The organism is Dinghuibacter silviterrae (assembly GCF_004366355.1).
GTDB classification, from domain to species: domain Bacteria; phylum Bacteroidota; class Bacteroidia; order Chitinophagales; family Chitinophagaceae; genus Dinghuibacter; species Dinghuibacter silviterrae.
The window spans coordinates 2,087,670-2,109,010 of the sequence record NZ_SODV01000002.1 but is presented as its reverse complement, the minus strand read 5'-3'; the positions used below and the strand labels follow the sequence as shown (position 1 = coordinate 2,109,010).

16 protein-coding genes are annotated in these 21,341 nt (G+C 58.1%); 8 read left to right on the top strand and 8 right to left on the bottom strand.

Annotation, left to right across the window (positions count from 1 at the left end; genetic code table 11):
- Positions 1-9: 9 nt before the first annotated feature.
- Genes EDB95_RS25805 through EDB95_RS25795 form a run of 3 tightly spaced genes read right to left on the bottom strand, consistent with a single transcriptional unit; the run spans position 10 to position 6,038 of the window.
- Complete coding sequence (locus EDB95_RS25805) at positions 10-972, bottom strand: aldo/keto reductase (RefSeq protein ID WP_133999501.1); 963 nt, start codon at positions 970-972, stop codon at positions 10-12.
- A gap of 9 nt (positions 973-981) precedes the next feature.
- Positions 982-2,445: a SusD/RagB family nutrient-binding outer membrane lipoprotein gene (locus tag EDB95_RS25800; protein WP_162852796.1), complete on the bottom strand. Its 1,464-nt coding sequence runs from the start codon at positions 2,443-2,445 to the stop codon at positions 982-984.
- Between the two features lie 23 nt (positions 2,446-2,468).
- On the bottom strand, positions 2,469-6,038 hold the full coding sequence (locus EDB95_RS25795; protein ID WP_162852795.1) for a SusC/RagA family TonB-linked outer membrane protein: 3,570 nt from the start codon (positions 6,036-6,038) through the stop codon (positions 2,469-2,471).
- A 198-nt stretch (positions 6,039-6,236) separates the two neighbouring features.
- On the opposite strand from EDB95_RS25795, the gene EDB95_RS25790 reads away from it, so the two are divergent.
- The 7 genes from EDB95_RS25790 to EDB95_RS25760 all read left to right on the top strand — a co-directional run bounded on the left by EDB95_RS25790 (position 6,237) and on the right by EDB95_RS25760 (position 13,615).
- Positions 6,237-7,886 carry a MiaB/RimO family radical SAM methylthiotransferase gene (locus EDB95_RS25790; RefSeq protein WP_133999493.1) on the top strand — a complete coding sequence of 550 codons (1,650 nt, stop codon included), beginning with the start codon at positions 6,237-6,239 and terminating at the stop codon, positions 7,884-7,886.
- A gap of 3 nt (positions 7,887-7,889) precedes the next feature.
- Entirely contained in the window at positions 7,890-9,128 is a 1,239-nt protein-coding gene (locus EDB95_RS25785; protein ID WP_133999491.1) for a sigma-54 interaction domain-containing protein, read from the top strand.
- Positions 9,129-9,138: 10 nt separating this feature from the next.
- Positions 9,139-9,654 (top strand): LPS assembly lipoprotein LptE, encoded by a 516-nt coding sequence (gene lptE, locus EDB95_RS25780; RefSeq protein WP_162852794.1) that lies wholly within the window; start codon positions 9,139-9,141, stop codon positions 9,652-9,654.
- A 21-nt stretch (positions 9,655-9,675) separates the two neighbouring features.
- Positions 9,676-11,256: a hypothetical protein gene (locus EDB95_RS25775; protein ID WP_133999485.1), complete on the top strand. Its 1,581-nt coding sequence runs from the start codon at positions 9,676-9,678 to the stop codon at positions 11,254-11,256.
- Position 11,257: 1 nt separating this feature from the next.
- Entirely contained in the window at positions 11,258-11,557 is a 300-nt protein-coding gene (gene secG, locus EDB95_RS25770; RefSeq protein ID WP_133999482.1) for a preprotein translocase subunit SecG, read from the top strand.
- A 94-nt stretch (positions 11,558-11,651) separates the two neighbouring features.
- A complete protein-coding gene (gene mltG, locus EDB95_RS25765) occupies positions 11,652-12,671 on the top strand; it encodes an endolytic transglycosylase MltG (RefSeq protein ID WP_162852793.1) in 1,020 nt (339 codons plus the stop codon).
- Positions 12,668-13,615, top strand: coding sequence for a YihY/virulence factor BrkB family protein (locus EDB95_RS25760; protein ID WP_133999477.1), 948 nt, complete (start codon positions 12,668-12,670; stop codon positions 13,613-13,615). Before mltG ends, EDB95_RS25760 begins: the two co-directional genes overlap by 4 nt.
- On the opposite strand, the gene EDB95_RS25755 is transcribed toward EDB95_RS25760, so the two are convergent.
- From EDB95_RS25755 to EDB95_RS25745, 3 genes are all read right to left on the bottom strand, one after another.
- On the bottom strand, positions 13,597-14,340 hold the full coding sequence (locus EDB95_RS25755; protein ID WP_133999474.1) for a hypothetical protein: 744 nt from the start codon (positions 14,338-14,340) through the stop codon (positions 13,597-13,599). The two genes, EDB95_RS25760 and EDB95_RS25755, sit on opposite strands and share 19 nt — an antisense overlap.
- A gap of 99 nt (positions 14,341-14,439) precedes the next feature.
- The gene (locus EDB95_RS25750) at positions 14,440-15,156 is read right to left on the bottom strand and encodes a LytR/AlgR family response regulator transcription factor (RefSeq protein WP_133999471.1); all 717 of its coding nucleotides are present in this window, start codon (positions 15,154-15,156) and stop codon (positions 14,440-14,442) included.
- Positions 15,137-18,235 (bottom strand): sensor histidine kinase, encoded by a 3,099-nt coding sequence (locus tag EDB95_RS25745; protein WP_246073795.1) that lies wholly within the window; start codon positions 18,233-18,235, stop codon positions 15,137-15,139. The genes EDB95_RS25750 and EDB95_RS25745 overlap by 20 nt, the downstream gene beginning before the upstream one ends.
- A gap of 156 nt (positions 18,236-18,391) precedes the next feature.
- On the opposite strand from EDB95_RS25745, the gene EDB95_RS27420 reads away from it, so the two are divergent.
- Positions 18,392-19,462: a hypothetical protein gene (locus EDB95_RS27420; RefSeq protein WP_162852792.1), complete on the top strand. Its 1,071-nt coding sequence runs from the start codon at positions 18,392-18,394 to the stop codon at positions 19,460-19,462.
- Here EDB95_RS27420 and EDB95_RS25735 read toward each other — a convergent pair.
- Together EDB95_RS25735 and EDB95_RS25730 are read right to left on the bottom strand one after the other, a co-directional pair.
- Positions 19,446-20,048, bottom strand: a complete 603-nt coding sequence (locus EDB95_RS25735; protein WP_133999465.1) for a TrmH family RNA methyltransferase — start codon at positions 20,046-20,048, stop codon at positions 19,446-19,448. The two genes, EDB95_RS27420 and EDB95_RS25735, sit on opposite strands and share 17 nt — an antisense overlap.
- Positions 20,029-21,330, bottom strand: coding sequence for a hypothetical protein (locus tag EDB95_RS25730; protein ID WP_133999462.1), 1,302 nt, complete (start codon positions 21,328-21,330; stop codon positions 20,029-20,031). The genes EDB95_RS25735 and EDB95_RS25730 overlap by 20 nt, the downstream gene beginning before the upstream one ends.
- Positions 21,331-21,341: the final 11 nt, after the last annotated feature.

Sequence of the window (21,341 nt, the reverse complement as noted above, 5' to 3'; positions counted from 1 at the left end):
ATACAAAATCTACCCGTTGGCCACCGGTAATTTCCAGGCGCTGGCCAGGTCTAACTGTACGATGTCCTGGCTGTTCAGTTCCAGTTGCGCGCCTTTGAACAGGCTTTGCAGTTGCGCCACGCTGGTGGCACTGGCAATGGGCGCCGTAACCGTCGGCCGCGCCATAAGCCAGGCCAGGGCCACCGAAGCGAGGTCAGTCTGGTGGCGCGCGCTGACTTCGTCAAGCGCTTTTAATACCCCCAGGCCCTTGGGCGTAAGGTATTTCTTCACCCCCCCACCCCGGGTTGACTTGCCAAGGTCGGCTTCGGTCCTGTATTTGCCGGTGAGGAAACCGGCCGCGAGCGAATAATAAGGGACCACACCCAGGCCATGCTCCGCGCAGATAGGCTCCAGTTCCTTTTCAAACGCCTCGCGCTCCATCAGGTTGTACAACGGCTGGAGACTCGCGTAGTGGGGCAGGCCTTCGACAGCCAGCGCGGCGCGCAACCGCGCGGGGGTAAAGTTGGACGCCCCGATAAAGCGCACTTTGCCGGCCTTGACCAGGGCCGCATAGGCTTCCAGGGGTTCCTCGACCGGCAGGGTCGTGTCGTCGAAGTGGGACTGGTAAAGGTCGATGTGATCGGTCTGGAGGCGGCGAAGGGAGTCTTCGACTTCGCGGAGGATATAGTCCTTTTTTAGACCTTTTTTGGAGTCGTCTTTCCCCATGGGCCCACCGACCTTGGTAGCGATCACGACCTTTGACCGCTTGCCGCTCGCACGGAACCACTTGCCGATCACCGTTTCCGACTCGCCCCCGGTATGACCCGGCGCCCAGTGGGAATAGATATCGGCGGTGTCCACGAAATTATAGCCCGCATCCACAAAGGCATCGAGGATCGCAAAAGAAGTTTTCTCATCGGCCGTCCAGCCAAATACGTTGCCGCCCAGCATTAGGGGCGATACTTCCAAGGTTGTTTGCCCAAGCTTTTTCATGGAACAAATCTAGTTGAATTTGTTCCACCACAGCTTGGTGCCTTTGGTGTCTCCCCCGATGGCCGCGGCGGCCTTTTGGTAGTTGGCGGCATTGGTGCTGGCTTCGGACACGGGATAGGTCAGGCGGTAGGGGACGACCGACACGGTGGGGTCGAGGGAACCGGCTACGGGAGCGATAAACAGGGCTTGTCCACCGGGCTGGCGGAAATCCAGCCGGGTCCGTTCAAACCAGCTTTGCAACCCGTCCTGGTACAGGGCCAGCCACTTTTGTGAACCGATACAGTCCCTCCAGTCGTCGGCGTTGTAGGGAACCCGCGCCAGGTAGGCATTGACGGCGCTGTCGGACGTCACGCCCCAAAACGTCATGCTGGCCTTGATCCCGGCGGCGTAATAGGTGGCGGCGTCCAGGGGCAGACCGTATCCCCGGGCCGCGGCCTCGGCGAGGTCGAACTGGACCTCGCTATAGGTCATCAGGATGCCGGGGAAGGTGGGGCTATAGACCCCCCGGGGCGGAAAACTGTCCGGAAAAGAATACACATTGAAGTCATCCCCAAACATATTGAGCCCATACGGCTTGCCCTTGAAGGACCCGCCCCCGTCCGGATAGGCCATGTATTTCGGAAGACGGGGATCCTGGAGGGAGTCCATTAAGTTGACCAGCGTGGAACTGACCACAAACTGGTTGAGGGCCCGGAGGGCGGCGTTAAAGGGATTCTGGTAGGGCGCGGTGACCTCGTAGGGGAACAAGGCGTCGTCCGCGGTCCCCGGGCTTGTCCACGTCCCCCCGCTCTGCATGACCCCTGCAGCCACGGCCGATAAGACCAGGGTTTTGGCGGTCGCGGGATCGGCGTCGGCCATCCGGATCCCCATGCGCAGCTTTAGCGACCCGGCAAGCCTTTTCCATTGCGTCAGGTTGCCGTTGTAGAACAACTCCCCACTTTTATACCCTTCTTTGGTGGAATCCATCATAGCCACCGCCGAATCCAGTTGGGCGACAAGACCGGTATAAATGGTCCTGCTGTCGTCATAAGCGGGGGTCAGGTTCGCCACCCCCTGCTGGGCCTGGGAATAGGGGATGTTTCCATATACATCCGTCAGGAGTTCGTACATCCACGCCTTCAGGATCATGGCAATCGCCACCTGGTTGGGGTTCGGTCCCCCGGCCTGCGCCCGGTTGACCGCGATGATCTGGTTCAGGTTGATCAGGGGCCCGCTATACAGGCTCCAAAGCGTGTTGTTCGCGCCTTCGTCCAATTGGTAGCGGCTTGACGCCTCGGACTGCGTGCCCGCCCAGTATTGTGCATACTCCATGCCTACATAGCCGTTGACGGCCGCCGCCGCGTCATAGACGTCCCCCATCGAGGAGACTTCCGCGCCGGTGAGGAGGTATTCCACCGGAGCGGTATTGGGGAGCGTGGTGTCGTGGTTGACGCTCTCCAGGGTTTTTGTACAGGAGGCGAGAAGAAGCGTCATTATAAGTAAGTATTTCATAGTCGTTAGAAGCTTGCTGTGAGGTTGAGCCCAAAAGTCCGCACGGAGGGCAAGGCGCCCCCCTCCAGTCCCTGGACATTACTGTCTGAATTCACGATGTTCGATGGATCGACATTAGGCGCGTTGGAATGGATCAGCCACAGGTTCCGCCCGTAAAGCGACAACCGCAAGGCGTCCGCCTTGAGCCGTTCGGCCCATTTGGCCGGCAGGCTATACCCCAGTCGAACCTCCCGCAGGTAGACATAGGACGCGTCATATACATTCGCCTTGTTGACACGCTTTCCCTGGTCCGCGTCGAAATACGTCATAGCCGGGATGTTCGTGGTATTGGGCGATCCGTCTTTGTAAACCCCCTGGGCCACGATCCCGTTTTCCCTGATCCCATTTGCCGCCGTCACCGCCAGCGTGCCTGAGTATTCCCCATATAAATTAGTGTAGGAAAAAAAGTTGCCGCCATGCTGAAAGTCCACCAGCACGCTTAAACTCAGGTTACCCCACCGGAGGGTATTGGTGACACCCCCGGTAAAATCAGGCGCCGTATGCCCGATCACCTGACCCGGTGCGGAGGGGACGTACAACCCCGTCGAGTCGACGACCTTTTGCCCGTTCAGGTAGGTATAGTCCGTACCCGTAAGCGCAAACAACGACTGCCCCTTGATGGCCGCGTCCGAGACCGAGTGCAGCCGCCGTTCGGTCGCAATGACGATCTCGTTTTGCGACGGGTTGTTGGGGACCGTCAGTTGCGTGACCTTGTTGCTGTTTCTCGCGAAGTTGATCCCGATGTCCCACGAAAAACGCTTGAGGTCCAGCGGGCGGCCCGACAATTCCACCTCGATGCCCCGGTTGCGCACCGCCCCGGCATTGACATACACGTTCGTGTACCCGGTCGTGGGCGTGATCTGCATGGGGATGATGAGGTCCCGGGTCGTGCGGTCATACCAGGTAAAGTCCAGCCCGATACGGTCGCGAAAGAACCGCGCTTCCAACCCTTCCTCGTATTCGGTGCTGCGTTCCGGCTTCAGGTTGGGGTTGTTTTTGACGGGGTTGGTGGCCATGGTGGGTTCCGTTCCAAAAAGCCCCGGCGCACTATAGGTATCGTAAATGCTATACGGCGTAATGTCGTTCCCGATCTGGGCCCAGCTTGTGCGCAGCTTTCCAAAGGACAACCACCGCGCCTTGAGCAGGTCCGAGAACACAAAGGCCAGCGCCGCCGAGGGATAGAAATAGGCATTGTGCCCCGGCGCCAGCGCGCTCGTCCAGTCGTTCCGCCCCGTGACGTCCAGGAAAAGCAGGTCCCGGTACCCCAACGTACCCGTGGCAAAAACCGAATTGATTTGTTTACGGACAATGTCCCCGCTATAGATGACCGGTCCGTTGGCGTTGGAAAGCGTGTACAGCCCCGGGATGATCAGCCCTTCGGAAATCGGGATCGCCCCGGTATTGTACTGGTCGTTTTGCTGTTCGACGTTACCCCCCGCCGTTACATTCAGGTCCCAGTTTTTGTCCAGGTTTTTCCGGGCGGTCGCCAGCAACTGGTAGTCCAGCTCCTGAAACTGCCGGTCCGTGCGCGTATAGCTCCCGGCGAAATAATCTTTCGCCGTCCGCTCCTCCTGTAGGATATGGTACATATCCATAAAGATCCGTGCCTGTATCGTCAGCCAGGACACGGGTTTCAGGTCAAAACCCGCCTGCCCGAACAACCGGTTCCGGCTGTCCGTTTCGGGCTCCATATACCTGATCCAGTAAATGTTGTCGTCAAATGCCGGCGCCGGGTTGCTAAAGCTCGTCCGGTTCCAGCTCAACTGCGTCCCGTCCGGGAACTTGTAATACCGCAGCTTCGCGTCCTCCAACTGCCGCTGTCCGTACTCCACAAAATTCAGCATGGGGTTCGCCCCGGTAAACCCCGTCCCCGGCCGTCCCGTGGCGTTGTTCGAGACATAGTTCGCCGCGACCACGCTCGTCAGCCAGGGGTTGACCTTATAGGAAGCATTGATCGAAAGGTTGTTCCGGACTTGGTTTGAATTCGGCAGGATAAACTTCTGCGCCATGTTCCCATACGAAAACCGGTACGTCGCTTTATCGTCCGAGCCCCCAAAGGCAATGCTGTTGTTCACCGTTACCCCCGTATTGAAAAAGTCCTTGACGTTGTTGGGTTGCGGAGACCAGGGCGTGAGCTGGTCAAAAAAGGGATTCCCCTTGTCCTGGTCAAACGAATAATACGCCCGGATCAACTGCCCGTTTAGCTTCGGCCCCCAGGACTCATCCACCGAATACTGCGGCATCAGGTCATACCCACCCCGGACAGGATCGCTATAGGCAGGGCTTGTCGGACTTTTGAAGTACTGCGGGTTCTGGTTGTACCAAAGCGTGTCGAATGAGTTCCCGATCCCCGCCCCGTATTCGTTTTGGAATTTCGGCAGCACGTACACCTGTTGCGCCTCCACGTTGAGCGAATAGTCCACCCCGAACTTCCGCCCCGGCGCGCCTTTTTTGGTCGTGACCAGGATGACCCCGTTTTGCCCGCGGCTCCCGTACAAGGCCGAGGCCGCCGCGCCCTTCAGCACCGAAATCTCCTGTATGTCGTCCGGGTTGATGTCCTGGATGGGGCTCCCGTAGTCGTATCCACCACCCCCGATCTGCTGGCCAACGCTGTTAACGTTCTCGTTGTTCATAAAGACCCCGTCCACTACGTAGATAGCGTCGTTGGTCTGGGTAATCGACTTGTTCCCCCGGATCGTCACCTTCGTAGAGCCCCCCATCGACCCGTTGTTCGCATTGATGTTTACCCCCGCCAACTTTCCCTGAAGGGCGTCTACAAAGTTTGTCTCCTTGGCCACCGCCACCTCCTGGCCGCCCACCTCCTGGATCGAGTAGCCCACGGCCCGGCTTTTTTGCGAGATCCCCAGGGCGGTGACCGTCACCTCCTGGATTTCCTTCGTCGCGCTTTTGGCAAGCTTGACCATAAGGATCGCGCCCGGTGCGGTCATGACCACCTTTACCGTTTCATAACCCCGCCTGGACACCAGCAGGAACGAGCCCTTTACAAACGGGGCTTTAAACGACCCGTCTGCCGCGGCGCGAATCGCCAATCCCCCTGCCGTAGTGACATTGGCGGAATCCAGGGGATAATCGTTGGGGCCGGAGACGATGCCGTTGATCTCCGGGCCCTTAAAGGAGGGCTTTTTCGGAAGGGTGTCCGCGGCGGCGCCAGCCGCCGCTCGTGCGGGCGGTGCCACGGCGTGAGCCGCTGGTTTCGCGGGCGTCGTGTCGGCGACTACGGTCTTTACGGAATCGCTGCCGGGGAGCTTCGTGGTGTCCTTCGCGGGGGGGAGCGTGTCGGACGTCCTCGCGCTTGGGGCGGCGGCGGGTGCCGCGCTGGGGGCGATGGCGGGTGCCGCGCTGGGGGCGGCGGCGGGTGCCGCGCTTGGGGCGACGGCGGGTGCCGCGCTGGGGGCGGTGACGGGCGCCGCGCTGGGGGCGGTGACGGGCGCCGTGCTTTGCGCCGCCGTGGGGTGTGCCTGTAGGAACAAGAATAGGCCCAACACCCAGGGGAACTTTGGTTGCCTGAGTTTCATGGAATCGAATAAGGTGTTTTTCAATAAAATTTTAACAATAAGGAAGCCAGGCGGCGGAGGGTGGCGTAACTCGTTGTTTATCAGCATTTCGGGAAACGGCGACGGGAAAAGGGATGGGGAGAAGTTCCCCAGGATGCCCAGGGTTGTACGTCCTGACAAACTGTCATTGGTACCGGATTTTTCGTTAGTTTTGCAACCATGCATGAAGTATTGATGGACAAGACGCACGACGAAAGCAGACAAGGGGAAGCGTTTGCGCCTTTTGAAGGAGATCCGAATGCCTACGCAAAAAAATTCTACATAGAAAGCTATGGATGCCAGATGAATTTCAGCGACAGCGAAATCGTAGCGTCTATCTTACAGGAACAGGGGTTTGGCGCGACGCGGAATGCGGCGGAAGCAGACCTTGTCCTTCTGAACACGTGTTCGATACGGGAAAAAGCGGAGCAGACGGTGCGCAAACGGCTTACGGAATTCCGGAAGGCGAAGGACCAGAAACCGGGGTTGCTGATCGGCGTCCTTGGTTGTATGGCAGAGCGCCTGAAGGCAAAGCTGTTGGAAGAGGAACACCTGGTGGACCTGGTCGTGGGACCGGATGCGTATCGCTCGCTGCCGGGGCTGATCGAAGAAGCAGAGACGGGGCAGAAGGCGGTGAACGTATTGCTGAGCCGTGAAGAGACGTACGCGGACATTTCGCCGGTGCGGCTGGATTCGAACGGGGTGACGGCTTTCGTGAGCATCATGCGGGGCTGCAACAATATGTGCTCTTTCTGCGTGGTTCCTTTTACCCGCGGGCGGGAACGCAGCAGGGACGTGGCGTCTATCGTCGCCGAGTGCAGGGACCTGTATTCGCGGGGGTATAAGGAGGTGACGTTGCTGGGGCAGAATGTGGATTCGTACTACTGGGTCGCCGATCAGGCGCCGGGCGCCGCGGGTGTGCCGGGGGCCGCGGGTGCGCCGGGGGCCGCGGGTGCGCCGGGGGCCGCGGGTGCACCGGGGGCCGCGGGTGCGCCGGGGGCCGCGGGTGCGCCGGGGGCCGCGGGTGCACCGGGGGCCGCGGTAGCGCCAGCCACGATAACGCCGGCCGCGGTCACCACGTTCGCGGACCTGCTGGAAGCGGTCGCCTCGATCAGCCCGGACCTGCGCGTACGCTTTAGTACGTCACACCCCAAAGACATCACCGATGCGGTGCTGCACGCGATGGCGCGGCACGAAAACATCTGCAAGTACATCCACCTGCCGCTGCAAAGCGGGAGCACGCGGGTGTTGCAGATGATGAACCGGACGTATACACGAGAATGGTATATGGCCAAGGTGGACCGGATCCGCGAGCTCATACCGGATTGCGGTATTTCGAGCGACGTGATCGCGGGTTTTTGTTCGGAAGAGGAAAATGATCATGCCGATACATTGAGCCTGATGGAGTATGCACGGTATGATATGTCGTATATGTTTTTTTACAGCGAAAGACCGGGGACCCTGGCGGCCCGCCGGTATACGGACGACATCACGCTGGAGGTGAAAAAACGCAGGCTGGAGGAGATCGTCCAGGTGCAGAACCGGCTGTCGCTGGACAGCAACCGCCGCGACATCGGGCGGACGTTTACGGTGCTCATCGAAGGGGACTCGAAACGGAGCGACCAGCATTGGATGGGCCGGAATACGCAAAACAAGGTCATCGTTTTCCCAAAATCCGGAGGCGCGGCGCCCGAAAAAAGCGGGCGCGCTGCCGAAAAAGGCGAGGGCCCGGCCCAAAAAGGTGGGCGCGCGCTCGCCAAGGGCGACTACGTGCGCGTCCGGGTGGAGGATTGTACACAAGCTACCCTCATCGGTAGCATAGCGGAATAATTTATGGACATACAATCGATAAAAAACAGGTTTGGCATTATAGGGAACGCCCCTGCCCTGAACTACGCGCTGAGCGTGGCGGCGCAGGTGGCGGGGACGGATCTGAGCGTACTCATCGTGGGGGAAAGCGGTGTGGGGAAGGAGGTGTTTTCGCAGGTGATCCATACGCTGTCCGCCCGCAAGCATAACCCCTTTATTGCCGTGAACTGCGGCGCGATCCCGGAAGGGACGATAGATTCTGAATTGTTTGGTCACGAAAAGGGCGCGTTCACCGGGGCGGTGGACAGCCGTAAAGGTTATTTCGAAACGGTCAGCGGGGGTACCATTTTCCTGGACGAAATCGGGGAAATGCCGCTGGGGACCCAGGCACGTTTGTTGCGTGTCCTGGAAACGGGCGAATTCATCCGGGTGGGGTCTTCGAAGGTGCAAAAAACGGACGTGCGGGTAATCTGCGCGACCAACAAGGACCTCCTGGAGTTTACACAGTCGGGGAAGTTCCGCGAGGACCTGTATTACCGGATGAGTACCGTACCCATTCGGGTGCCCGCGCTGAGGGAGCGGCCGGAGGATATTCCTTTACTGTTCCGGAAATTCGCGACGGACTTTGCGGAGCGTTACCGGACGACCCCGGTGCTCCCGGACGATGACGCACGCCGGGCGCTGATCGCCTATAACTGGCCGGGAAATGTGCGGGAGTTGAAAAATATTGCGGAGCAGATCTCCGTTTTATCCCAGAACAAAGTGCTGACGGCGACGGAACTTCGGCAGTTTCTGCCGGAAGGAAGCAACAACCGGTTGCCGGTCCTGGCACCGCAAAGCGCTAACGGGCACGAGTTTAACAACGAGCGGGAGATCTTGTATAAGTTGTTTTTTGATATGAAAAAGGACGTGACCGAGCTGAAGAAGATGTTTTTCGACGTCCTTCAAAACCCGCAGGCGGTCAATCCGTCGAGCCTGTCGGCGCTAAAACCGGAAGGGGCGTTTAATGAGCTGGCCCCGGCGGACTACGCCCACCAGCCGGTGATCACGTCTCCGTCTACCCTACCCGTACTCCTGGACCATAACGACATCCACGAACACGTGGAGGTCGAGGAGTCGTTGAACATTATGGACAAGGAAAAAGAGCTGATCGTCAAGGCGCTCAAAAAACACAAGGGCAAGCGTAAGGACGCGGCCCTGGACCTGGGGATCAGCGAACGCACCCTGTATCGCAAGTTGAAAGAGTATGACATTGATGAGTAAAAGAAAAGATATGTATCGCTACCTATTCCTATTGCCGTTGATTGCCCTGGTGGCCGGTTGCAAGGTGTATTCCTTTAGCGGGGCCTCGATCGATCCGAAGGTAAAGACCATCAAGCTGGACAATTTCGAGAACAAAGCACAGTTTATCAACCCTTCGCTGGCGCCGCAGCTGCAGGATGCGGTGCGCAAAAAGGTGGTGGGGCAAACGCGCCTGACGCAGACCAACTCGGACAATGCGGACTATGAGGTCGGGGGCTATATCTCGTCTTATGGGGTAAGCACCTCGGGCATCAGCAACCAGCAGGCGTCCAGTTCCAGGCTGGTGGCGACTTTCCACATTGTTTTCCATAACCATCTGGACCCCACGGGCAAGAACGTGACCCCAGCGGACTTTGAGGACGACGTGACGAGCAGCATCGACTTCCCCGCAAACCAGAGCTTTTCGGCGGTGGAATCCCAGCTGCTGTCCTCGATCGTGACGAACATGTCCAACGATATTTTCAACCGGCTTTTCTCCAACTGGTAAAATTTACCTAGCTTGTAAAAGATGAACGCAGAGTTGCTATACGAAGCATTGAATGACCGTCATTCGTTGGAACAGCTAAGTGTGAATGACCTGGGAAGGCTGGTGAACAGTCATCCGTATTTTTCCATAGGGCAATTGCTGCTGGCAAAAAAACAAAGGCAGACCGGCGATAAGGATTCCTACCAGATTCAGCGGGAGCATCTGCATGCATTTTTCCGCAATCCCTGGTGGTTGTATTACCAGTTGGAGCTGGCGGATCATACGGCGACACCGGCCTATATAGCGCAGGTGCCGTACCGCTTCGAGGCGGCGCCGTTCGAGTCGATCGCGGCGAAACCTGCGCCGGCGCGGCCGGAGCGGGAAGTGCCACCGGCGCGTGAAGTGCCGCCAGCACCGGCGCCTGCCGTGCCACCTGCGCCGGAGCCTGCGCCGCCCGCGCCGACGCCTTCTTTCCCGGATGAGCCGGAGATACCCGGACCGGCGGTGCCGGAGCCGCCGCCGTCGACACCGGTGGCCGTTACGGAAGCCTTTGCGGCATCGACATTTGCGGCGCCACCGTCTGCCGAGGAGGCAACGCACCGCCACGGATTTGTCCCCTGGCCGGGAATGGAGGAGGAAGAGATTGAGATCCCTACGTTGATGGGGGCTCACGAGGAAGCGACGGTACCGGTCGCGGTGCATGAAGCGATGGTGGCGCACGAGGCGGCGGTGCCTCGCGAGTTGGCGGCGGAGCCGGAAACGGTGCACGATACCATGGCGGCACAACCGGTGCACGAACCCGTGGCAGCGCACGAGGTGGCGGCGCCCGCGGAGCCATATTTGCCGTACATGGTCGCGGCAATAGCGGAGCCGGTTGCAGAGGCAGCCGTGGCGGAGCCCGTGGCAGGGGTCGCGGAGCCTGTGACGGCAGCGGTGGGGCCGGAAACGGCGCATGAGCCGGTTGCGGAGCCTGTGGCGGCCGCGGCGCCGGAAACGGCGCACGAGCCGGTTGCGGCGCCTGTGGCGGCCGCGGCGCCGGAAACGGCGCACGAACACGTAGCGCCTGCGACGGAAGCCGAACCGGAGCTCCCCCCCTTGGAAGACTTCGAAGCCGGCGACCCCGACGACACCGACGGCCCCGAACAGGGCCCGGCGGTCCACCGGGACGATCAACCCGCGCCGCCGCCGGCGTTTCCGACGGCGGAACCCGCGCCCTTCCCGTTCAGCCTGACACCGCTGGCGCACGACTTTACGTTCGAGCCGCTGCATACGGTCGACTATTTTGCGTCACAGGGGATCAAGCTGGAGCTGGACGAGAATTCCAGCGACAACTTCACGAGGCACCTGAAGAGCTTTACGGATTGGCTGAAGACGATGAAGCGTATCCACCCGATGGATCAGCGGCACACGGACCTGGATGCGGCGACGGAGGCGGAGATCCTGCAACTGGCGTCGAGCGCCAACCAGCAGCGGGACGCCATTGTCACGGAGTCGATGGCGCACGTCTGGGTGCTGCAGGGGAAGATCCACAAGGCTGTGGAAGTATATAACAAATTAAGTTTGCAACATCCCGAAAAAAGGGCGTACTTTGCCGCCAAAATTGAACAATTAAATAAGCTGTAATATGGTTTGGTTATTTCTGGCATTGATCGTCCTGGCTTGCGTTATCCTGAGCGTTTTGGTCCTCGTGCAGAATTCGAAGGGCGGTGGGCTGGCCGGTAGCTTTTCCGGTTTTAGCAACCAAATTATGGGGGTTAAAAAGACCACGGACGTTCTGGAAAACGGGACCTGGCTTTTTGCGGTGATCATCGCCCTGCTGTGTCTCTCTTCCGGTCTTTTCATCAACAAAAAGGCCGACGCCAACGGCCGGAATGTAGGCAATATGGGCTCTAATACCCCTGCTCAACAAGCACCTGCCCGTTAAAAAAAAATACTATATTTGAACCCAACCCTGCCGTAACTGGCAGGGTTTTGGTTTTATGGCGCCTGCGGCGCCCGCAACACAACAAATCCATCTTATGCGTAAAATCCTTACTCTACTCTTCATCGCATTGCTGCTCCTCTGTGCCGCCGCTGCCTGGGTGGTTATTGGACCGGGCACGTGCTTCGCTCCCCCTAAAAAATCGCTGTACGTACATACGGGTAAAACCGACAAGGCGTCGGTGATGCAAACCTTGCATTCGGCGGCGTACATCAAATATCCCCGGATTTTTGACTGGCTGGCCACGAAGATGGGGGTTTGGAACAAGGTCAAACCGGGCCGCTACGAGATCCCACACGGGTACAGCCTGCTGCACCTGCTCCAGGATTTAAAAAACGGCAATACCACGCCGATCAAACTAGTCCTGACAAAGGTCCATACAAAAGAAGAACTGGCCGGCGCCCTGGGGACGCTGTTCGAACCGGATTCGGCGGATGTGTTGAACTACCTGGAGAACACGGATTCTGTAAAGGCTTTTGACCGGGATACGGATAACGTCCTGACGCTGGTGATCCCGGATACGTACGAGGCCGACTGGAACAGTACGATCCCCCAGCTTTTGCAACTTTTCCGGGACAATGAGATCAAATTCTGGACCGCCCAGCGCAGGGCGGAAGCGCAAAACCTGGGGATCACGCCGACCCAGGCGTATATCCTGGCATCGATCGTGGAGGAGGAAACCCGGAAGGACAGCGACAAACCGCTGATCGCAAGTGTCTACCTGAACCGCCTCGCCAAGGGCATGCGTCTGTCGGCGGATCCCACCGTGAAGTTTGCGATGCACGACTTTTCGATCAAACGGATCTACGACAAGTATACCCGTATCGAGTCTCCCTACAATACGTATATGAACCCCGGTTTGCCGCCGGGCCCGATTTGCACACCCTCGGTCAAGACCCTGGACGCGACGCTGGCGGCGCCCAAAACGGACTACCTGTTTTTCGTGGCAAAGCCGGATTTCTCGGGATATTCTACTTTTGCTTCGGATTATGCAACGCATATAAAGAATGCGAAGGCGTACCAGGAGGCTTTAGATAGCCTAATGAAATCAAAATGACCAAACTCGAAAGCCGCATACTTCGCTTCCCTCCGATCAAATACCTCGTTGGCAAAAGCAGGCGTTGGTACCTGCCGGGTTTCGAGGGGCAACCCCTTTGGGATGTCTTTGTGGCTTTTGTCCGCCAGATCCGGAAGGTGGGGTTGAACGACCGGGCCGCGGCCATCTCGTTTAACTTCATCATGACCATCCCGGCGGCGCTGATTTTTTTGCTGACCCTTGTCCCCTATCTCCCGGTGTCGACCCAGATCACGCGGGAGCTCTTCAATATCGCCAAGGATATTACGCCCACGTCGAGTACGTATACGTATGTCCATGACCTGATCACCGACTTCTTAGGCAAAACGCACAGCGGGTTGTTGTCGGTCGTTTTCCTGATCGTCGTTTTTTATTCGTCCAACGCGACGATGGGGATCATGCGGACGTTTGACCGCTCTTTCCGGGAAATCACACGGCGGAACATCCTTCGGAAGCGCTGGATGGCGATCCGTCTGACGACCATCCTTATCCTGCTGGTGCTGGGCTTCGTCCTTTTTATGGTGACGCAGAAAAACCTGTTGGGTATGTTTATGCATCACGCCGGGATCCGCAGCATCACCATCCGGTTCCTGATCCAGATCCTGCGGTGGACGGTGATCGTGTTGCTCTTCTTTTTCTCCGTGGCTTTTATCTACAAATTCGCCCCGGCCAGCCGGCGGAAGTGGAAGCTGGTCTCCCCGGGCTCCGTCCTGGCAACCTTCCTGATCGCCATGGTGACGGGCTTTTTCTCCTTTTGGGTGAACCACTTCAACAACTTCAGCCGGTTGTACGGGTCGATCGGCACGGTGATGGTGCTGATGTTCCTGGTCTACCTGAATTCGCTGTTCCTGCTCATCGGGTTTGAGTTAAATGTGGCGATCAAAGTCGTAAAGGCGCGGGCGCACGGTCACAACCCGGAGCAGTAAAACACAAAATTCACTAAGAGTGCCTGGCCCGTCGTGGTGAGTGTGGTGGTTCTGCCGCGGGGGCCCCAAAAGCCATATTGACCAGCCACCGTCCCAATGGCGCCATACGTAGCGGTGATGGGAGTGGTGTAGTTGTTGCGTGCAATGAAAGAAACCCCAGGCACCGGGGCTGCATAATACATCTCGACAATTTCGCTGGGCGCGGTATACAACGCCAGTTCATCATTTGCCGGTATCGTGACGGTCAGGGGGCTTTGAAAAAGCGAAGCGGGTATTCCACCTACCTGTACGGTATCGATCGGGGCAGAGGTCATGTCGGTTACGAGGTCGACCGGTCCCTTGATCCTATTGGCGTACAACATGCCGCCCAGCCCGACCAGCAGGAGCGGTTTGTGCGCGCCCTGGATGGCCGCGGAATCGGCGGTGGACCAGTTGGTAAACGCTGAACTGTACGGGGTGCCGGTGCCGCCAAAGTTGGAACTGCTGTCGTCGATGACGATCAGGTCGTAGGCAGCAAAGGAGGCGGTGGCGACGTTGGATTTTTCCACCAGGGTCACTGCGCAGCCGTTGGCTTGCAGCAGGGTCTTAAAGGCTTCCGCGTCGGTGGTGCCCGCCAGGTAGATATAGGCGATGTTTTTTTGGGGGGGTGTGCTACCGGATTTCTTACAAGCGGGCACGACGATCAGGAGGAGGTAAAGGGTAAGGAGTAGTGAGACTGTTCGCATGGGTTTTTGCTGCAAAGAAAAACCCCGGGGCGACACCCAGGTGCTCCGTTTAGCAGCGGGTATCCATTCCAAGACAATCCGCCGGCCCGGTTGAGCCGTTTACAAACGTTCCAGGCGGTCCAGGAACTCCTGTTTTTTTGCCCTGGACACGGGTATGCGCAAACCGGTCGCCAGGTTGATCTCACCCCCGTCCCCCCGGAAGTAGCGCTGTACATATTTCAGGTTGACGATAAAACTATGGTGGATCCTGAAAAAATCGGGGTTGTCCAACAGCAGGTCTTCCACCTTACGGAGCGTTTTGGACACATACACTGAGTCTCCGCCGGACAGGTGGAAGCGGGTGTAGTTGTTTTCGGCTTCGCAGTATATGACGTCCTTCAGGTCGAGAAGGATCAGGCCGTCGATCGTGGGTAAAGCGATCCTGGACCGGAGAGGGGGGCCTTCGGGCAACGCTTTGTTTTTCCTGGCCTCCGTGGCCCGGTTCACGGCTTCTATCAGTTCGTTTTTGCTCACCGGTTTGAGGAGATAATCTATGGCGCTACGCCGGATGGCCTGGATGGCGTATTCATTATAGGCGGTCGTAAAGATGATTTCCAGGTCGTATTCCTTGCAGCGCTCCAGCATGTCGAAGCCGTTCATGACGGGCATTTCTATGTCGAGGAAAATCAGGTCCGGCTGGTACTTGCCGATGGCTTTCAGGGCGGTCCTGGCATCCGGGCATTGCGCGAGCACTTCCACCCCGGGACAATATTTGGCGAGCATGATCGCCAGCCCTTCCCTGCAGTGTCTTTCGTCATCAACTATTAATGCCTGCATGCGTTCTATATTGAATGGTTAACAATACCTCTGTACCGGACTCGGAGGCGTCCTCCACCGACACGGCGGCGTTGACCTTGTACACTTCGTTGACCACGGCCAGCCGCTCTGCGGTGATCTTCATGCCATGCGACTTATAGGGGCTGTCCCTTTTGCTTTCGAGCCGGGCGGCCGCGGCCCTTCCGACGCCGTTGTCCGCGATCTTGATCATCAAGGCCTCCCCGTTTCTCCAAACGTCGATGACGATCCGGCCCCCTGCCCTCTTACGGTGTAAGAGTCCGTGCCAAATAGCATTTTCCACATAGGGTTGGATGATCAGCGGGGGAACGACCACGTGGGTACGGTCCACGGCCGGGTCGACATGGATCGCATACGCAAAGGGCTTGTCGAAACGGAGGGTCTCCAGTTCGATGTATAATTCCAGGGCGCGGAGCTCGTTGTCCAGCGTGACCCATTCGGTCCGGGAATTATCCAGGATCAGCCGCACCAGCCGGGAAAATTTAGTCAGGTAGTCCGACGCGTTTTCCTGGTCGTTTTTCAGAATAAAGGTATTGATCGAATTAAGGCTGTTGAACAGGAAATGCGGGTTCATTTGGGCCCGGAGGGTATTCATTTCCATGACCGCGATCTTCCGGTCGTAGGTGAGCCGGAGCATTTCCTTTTCCTTTTTCCTATTATCGATCCAGCGCGCCACGCCAAAAACGGCGGCCATGGCCAGCAGCGCCAGGCCGGTAAAAAACCACCAGGTGCGCCAGAAGGGCGGCACGATGTAGATGGGCAAAAGCGTGACACCCCGGGAGGCCACCCCGTTGCGATCGACGCATTTGACCATAAATACGTAATGGCCGCTCTCCAGTTGGTTATACCGTGCGGTTTGGTCCTTGCCCGCCGTCACCCAGCCTTTGTCGACACCCTGTAACTGGTAATAGTAGCGCATTTTGCCCGGGGTCGAATATTGTAGCGCGGAGAATTCGATGTTTAGGTTATTGTCCAGGTAGGTCAAGACAAGGGGCCGGGAATGGTCGACGAAGGTATCTATGTCCATCCCCCGGTCATAGACCGCGAAACGGGTGATGGTCACATCGGGGGGCGCTTCCTCCCGGCCGATGCTGTCGGGATGGAAAACCATAAACCCCTTCGTGGCGGCCACCATGAAGCGGCCGTCCGCGAGTTGGAGAAAGGGCCGGTATTCGAAACTGGAATACATGATCCCGTCTCCCGCGTCGTAGGCCGTGGTCTCCCCGGTGTGCACGTCGATCCTGAAAAACCCGTTGATACACGAGGCCCAAAGCCGGCCCTGCCTGTCCAGGGCAAGGGCCTGTACATAGGTGCTGGTGAGTCCTTTGACCGTCAGGGACCGGAAGGTCTTTGTTTTTTTGTCAAAAATATCGATGCCCCCCCAGGTGGCTAAGAGCAGGGTATCCCGGTTATAGGGAAGGACCTGCGTCACGGTATTGCTGCTGATGGACGCGTTGTTCTTTTGATCGAACAGGAAGGCGTCCGTAAAAACCTCTTTACGCCGGTCGAAACGCAAAAACCCCTGTGATATAGTCCCTGCCCAGATGACGCTATCCCCATCCAGGTAGAAGGTGGTCACATTCTTTACGGGACCGGACAGGTTCGCCGTGGGACGGGAAAACGCCTGGCTGCGGTGGGTGTAGGGATCGATCCGGAGAAGCCCTTTTGACCAATGCCCGATCCAGACGTTCCCCTGGCCGTCCCTTTGCAGGGTGTGGATACAACCCTTCAGGACGCTGTCGGCCTGGATAGACAGTCTGCCGGTCGAAGGATCCAGAACCCCGATCGTTCTGTCCTGGTTGGGGGCCCAGATCCTGCCGTTCTCATCCCGGTAAAGACACCACAACTGGTTGCGCAGGTCCTCCGGTTTTGCAAAAAAGTACTTCTTTTTTACCCGGAGGTTGCTGTCCAGCCGCAGGATACCGCCGTGGGTGGAATAAGAGGCCACATAGATATCCTTGTCCGCCGGTGTTTGCAAAAGCCCCTCCGTGGGGTCGGAGGAGGCGGTACCATAATAATAAAAATACCGTTTACGGAAATTCAGGACGTCGATCCCGTTGTCCGTACCCAGCCATACATTCCCTTCCCTGTCCGTCAGGGTGTGGACATTGACGAAATTGCCCGTTTCCCCGTGCAGCCCGTAGGGGTCGTTGTTGTCCAAAGGCATCCGTGAAAAAGTCCCCGACACCTCGTCAAAGATGATCAGCCCTTCGTTCGACGCCGAGACGAGGATATGCCCTTTGTGGTCCTTGCCAAAGACGTTGACGACATTGCTGTGCACTTCCAAAGGGTATGTCTGCATCTTGTTCTCCCGAAAGTCAAACCGGTAGAGGGTCGCGGTGTCCTCGGTGCTGAGCCAGGCGCCCCGGTCGTCGTCGAACAAAAGACCGGTGACCGGTTGCCTGAGATTGAAAACCTGCAGCCCGGAAGGGTTATGGGCTTTGTCATAACACCGGTGTTCCCGTATGTCGTAACAGGTCAGCCCCGCCGCCGAGATAAGCCAAAGGTTGCCCTGCGGGTCGCGCTCCAGGACGACGGGCCGGGCGGCGCCTGTCATGCCCAGCAGGGCATTGACGTTTTCAAATTGATGGGTGTCGTTGTTGAGCTTTAACAGCCCTGTCTTATCCAACATCCAGATATCACCCCGGCCGTCCTCGACAAATTTTATGACCCCTGTCGTGAGGTTGTTTTTATTGGTACAATGCGCGTTGAAGCTGTAAAACTTTCCGGTGGAGCGGTCCAGCAGGTACGCGGATTCGCTCCCCGTACCGACCCACAGGCGGCGCTTGCTGTCTTCGAAAACGGTACTGACATAATCGGTTTGGAGGGCGTCGGGGTTGTGGAGGTCTTGCCGGTAGGTAAAAAACCGGTACCCGTCGTATCGTTGCAACCCGCATAAGGTAGCGATCCAGATATATCCCTGGGCGTCCTGGCAAAACCCCTGTACCTGGTCGCAGGCGAGGCCTTTTTCCTCGGTAAAATGCGCAAAGACGTTCCCGGCCGGCTGGGCCTGGGCGGTTATGGACAAGAGGCATAGGAGGCCAAAAAGGATGTGTCGCACTTCGTACAAATAATCAAGTTACTCAAAAAACGCCGCCCGGTCACCGGTGTTTTTCGCGTTTGGCAACGGCTCGACGGGGTCCGGCAATTACCCTTTTGTCCGGCCCTGCTGATAAACGGCCGTTACCGGGCCCGGACCCGGAAATAGATTTGTCTCATGAAACATCTACAACTTATCTCACTCATCGCCGTCATGATCTTGTGCGGCTACGCCTGCACCAAAACGGGTCCTGCGGGACCGGCCGGTGCGACCGGTGCTACAGGTGCGACCGGGGCCACCGGCGCCACGGGAGCGACCGGGGCGGTTGGACCGGCCGGCGCGAATGGCTCGGTGATCCTTACCGGGTATGGTGCGCCTACCTTAGCCGATGGCAACAACGGGGACTACTACCTGGACCTGAATACAGGGATACTGTATGGCCCGAAGGTCAGTGACGGGGGTTGGGGCTCGGGGGTCTCCCTCAAGGGCGCAACCGGGGCAACGGGTGCCGCAGGGGCGACGGGCGCTACGGGTGCCACTGGTGCAACAGGGGCCACCGGCGCGACAGGTGCCGCCGGCACGGCCGGCAGCCAGATCTACTCCGGGACCACTGCGCCCGCCAGCACCTTGGGGGCGGTCGGTGACTACTACCTGGACAAAACCAATTACCTGCTGTACGGCCCCAAAACCGCCACAGGTTGGGGTATCCCCATCTCCCTGCAGGGGCCCGAGGGCAACGCCAACGTTAAGGTCGATACGTTTACGGTAACCAACAGCCAATGGACGTATAATTCGTACTACTATCTTATAACCTCTACAACAGGCCAGGTGGCGTATTTAACCCGGTATTACGACGCTGCGTTCAACTCGGTTACCGCGGGCATCATCGACAGCGGTGTGGTCATGGTTTATTTCGTTCCTGATGTATATTTTGACGCCACCCAATGGCTACCGCTGCCCTATCAACTCCTGGATGCATCCAACGCCTACACCATCAACTTTGCCTACGAGGCCAAAGTCGGGGTGGTGCGCCTGCACTTTTTCTTCGCTAATATAGCCGGGGCCACGACTGCAGCACCGGACCTGGCATCCTATGCCATCGCGACCCATGCCTTCAAGCTCGTCGCGGTGACGGGCAATTTTGCCACCCAAATGAAAAAGGCGCATGTTAATATGAATAACTACAACGAGGTCAGCCGGTTCACCGGGCTTTGGCTCTCGGAAAAGGGATCTACTCTACGCCCGTGATCTCGGGGTCGATACCCCACTGGTCATACAGCGCGGTGCGCATCTCTTCTCCCAATTTCGGGGCGGCGTAATGACCCGCCCCGCTTTTTTGCCGGAAGGCTTCGTACAGCGTAACGGCGCAGGCAACCGATATGTTCAGGGACCGGATGATCCCCACCTGCGGGATGATGAAGTTACCGTCCGCCCGGTCCCTGATCCCGTCGCTGACGCCCTCGTGTTCGTTCCCGAAAACCAGGGCGACCCTGCCCGTCAGGTCGAGCTCGTAGAGCCCTTTGGCGTCGCTGGAAAGATGCGTGGTGAGGAGGGTGTCGTAGCGCGCCCGCACCGCTTCAAAACAGGCGTTTGCATCGGTGAATTGATGGATCGTCAGCCACTTGCTCGCGCTCGACGAGCTTTTGGCGCCCCATTTTTTGTGGGGCCCGATGCGGGTATTGAGGATAAAAATCTCCTGGATGCCGACCGCGTCACAGGTCCGCATCACCGCGGAGATGTTGTGCGGATCGAAGACGTTCTCCAGGACCACGGTGAGGTCGTTCTGCCGTTTGTTCAACACCGAGGTCAGGCGGTCATAGCGTTGGGGCGTCATGGGGCGGCAAAGCTACGTAATCCTTTCTGTATGCAAAATACGTCAGGGCGTACAGTTGGAACAGCACCCCCGGGAGGACGTTCCGCTGAAGCTCGTTGGCGCCCGCCAGGCAAAGGAAAAGACAGAAGCCGACCGACGCCAGCAGGACAACAAGCGTAAAAATGGTCAGCGGGTCCTGCAACAGCGGGCCGCTTGTCAACCGCTTGAAGTTAAACACGATGAAGCCAAGTGTGGCCGCCACCAGCAGCGGGATGGCAAACGACCTCAACCCGGGGAGCTCGGGCTTGTACGTCATATTCAAACAGGCGGCGCCCAATCCAAGGTCTATCACGTACCGCTGCAGCGACAGCCTGCACAGCCCCAGCTCATCCCTGAAGTGCTCGAAGTACATGAGGTGAAACCCTTTTTTGATCGCGGGTACGTCGCCTTTGTCCCAAACGTTCAGATACTTCACCGCGTGGGCCGTGGACGCGTCCCAGGCATTCCCGTAGTATTTGTGGTTGATGGTATCGATGTCCGTGACCAGGGCCGCGATAAAGGCGGCGGAATCCGGGGTCAGTCCCTTGTCGTTCGCCAGCCGGTCCCTCAATTTCCCCTCATTCCCGGAGCTGACCATCAACATGACCAGGTTGGCGGTTTCCATGGTTTTGCTTTGGTTATACCGGAAGCTGACCGCAAAGGAGATCCCACTGACGAGCAACAGGACCGCCGACGGGACCCGCGCTGATTTGAAGGCAGGTAGTAGCAGAGCCGCCGCCAGAAGAAGCACCGCCGTGCCCGTGACCATCAGCATGATCCAGGGTTTGAGCAGGGTTCCCAGGAGACAGATGGCCACGGCGTAGAGGATCATGAACGCTATGCGTTTTTCACGGATGATTCGCACAAGTGAGATAAACATCCACAGCTCCACCGAAGGCAGGATCGTTTCCGTCAGACAGGTCCCGCAATAGCTCCAGATGCCGGTCATCAGAAAAAAAGCGCTTAGGAAAAGTGCATTTCCCGTCGACATCCAACGCCCGGACGCCATTTTCAGCAGGTACCAGAAGCTGGCCGTGTTGACCACCAGCGCGGCAATGCTGAGTTTGATATGGAGCGTGTCCACCACCCGGAGGAAAAAGGGAAACAGCACCGGCCGGATCGTATGGTAGGACGGGTCGAACAGGTTCCGGGCGTCGGCCATGTAACCGGGAGAGTCATTAAACAACGCGACGGGCTGAAGGATAAAAAGGGCCAGCCAGCAGAGGAAAAGGAAAAAGGGCAAAAACTTTATGGCTTTCGTCACAGGTGGATTTT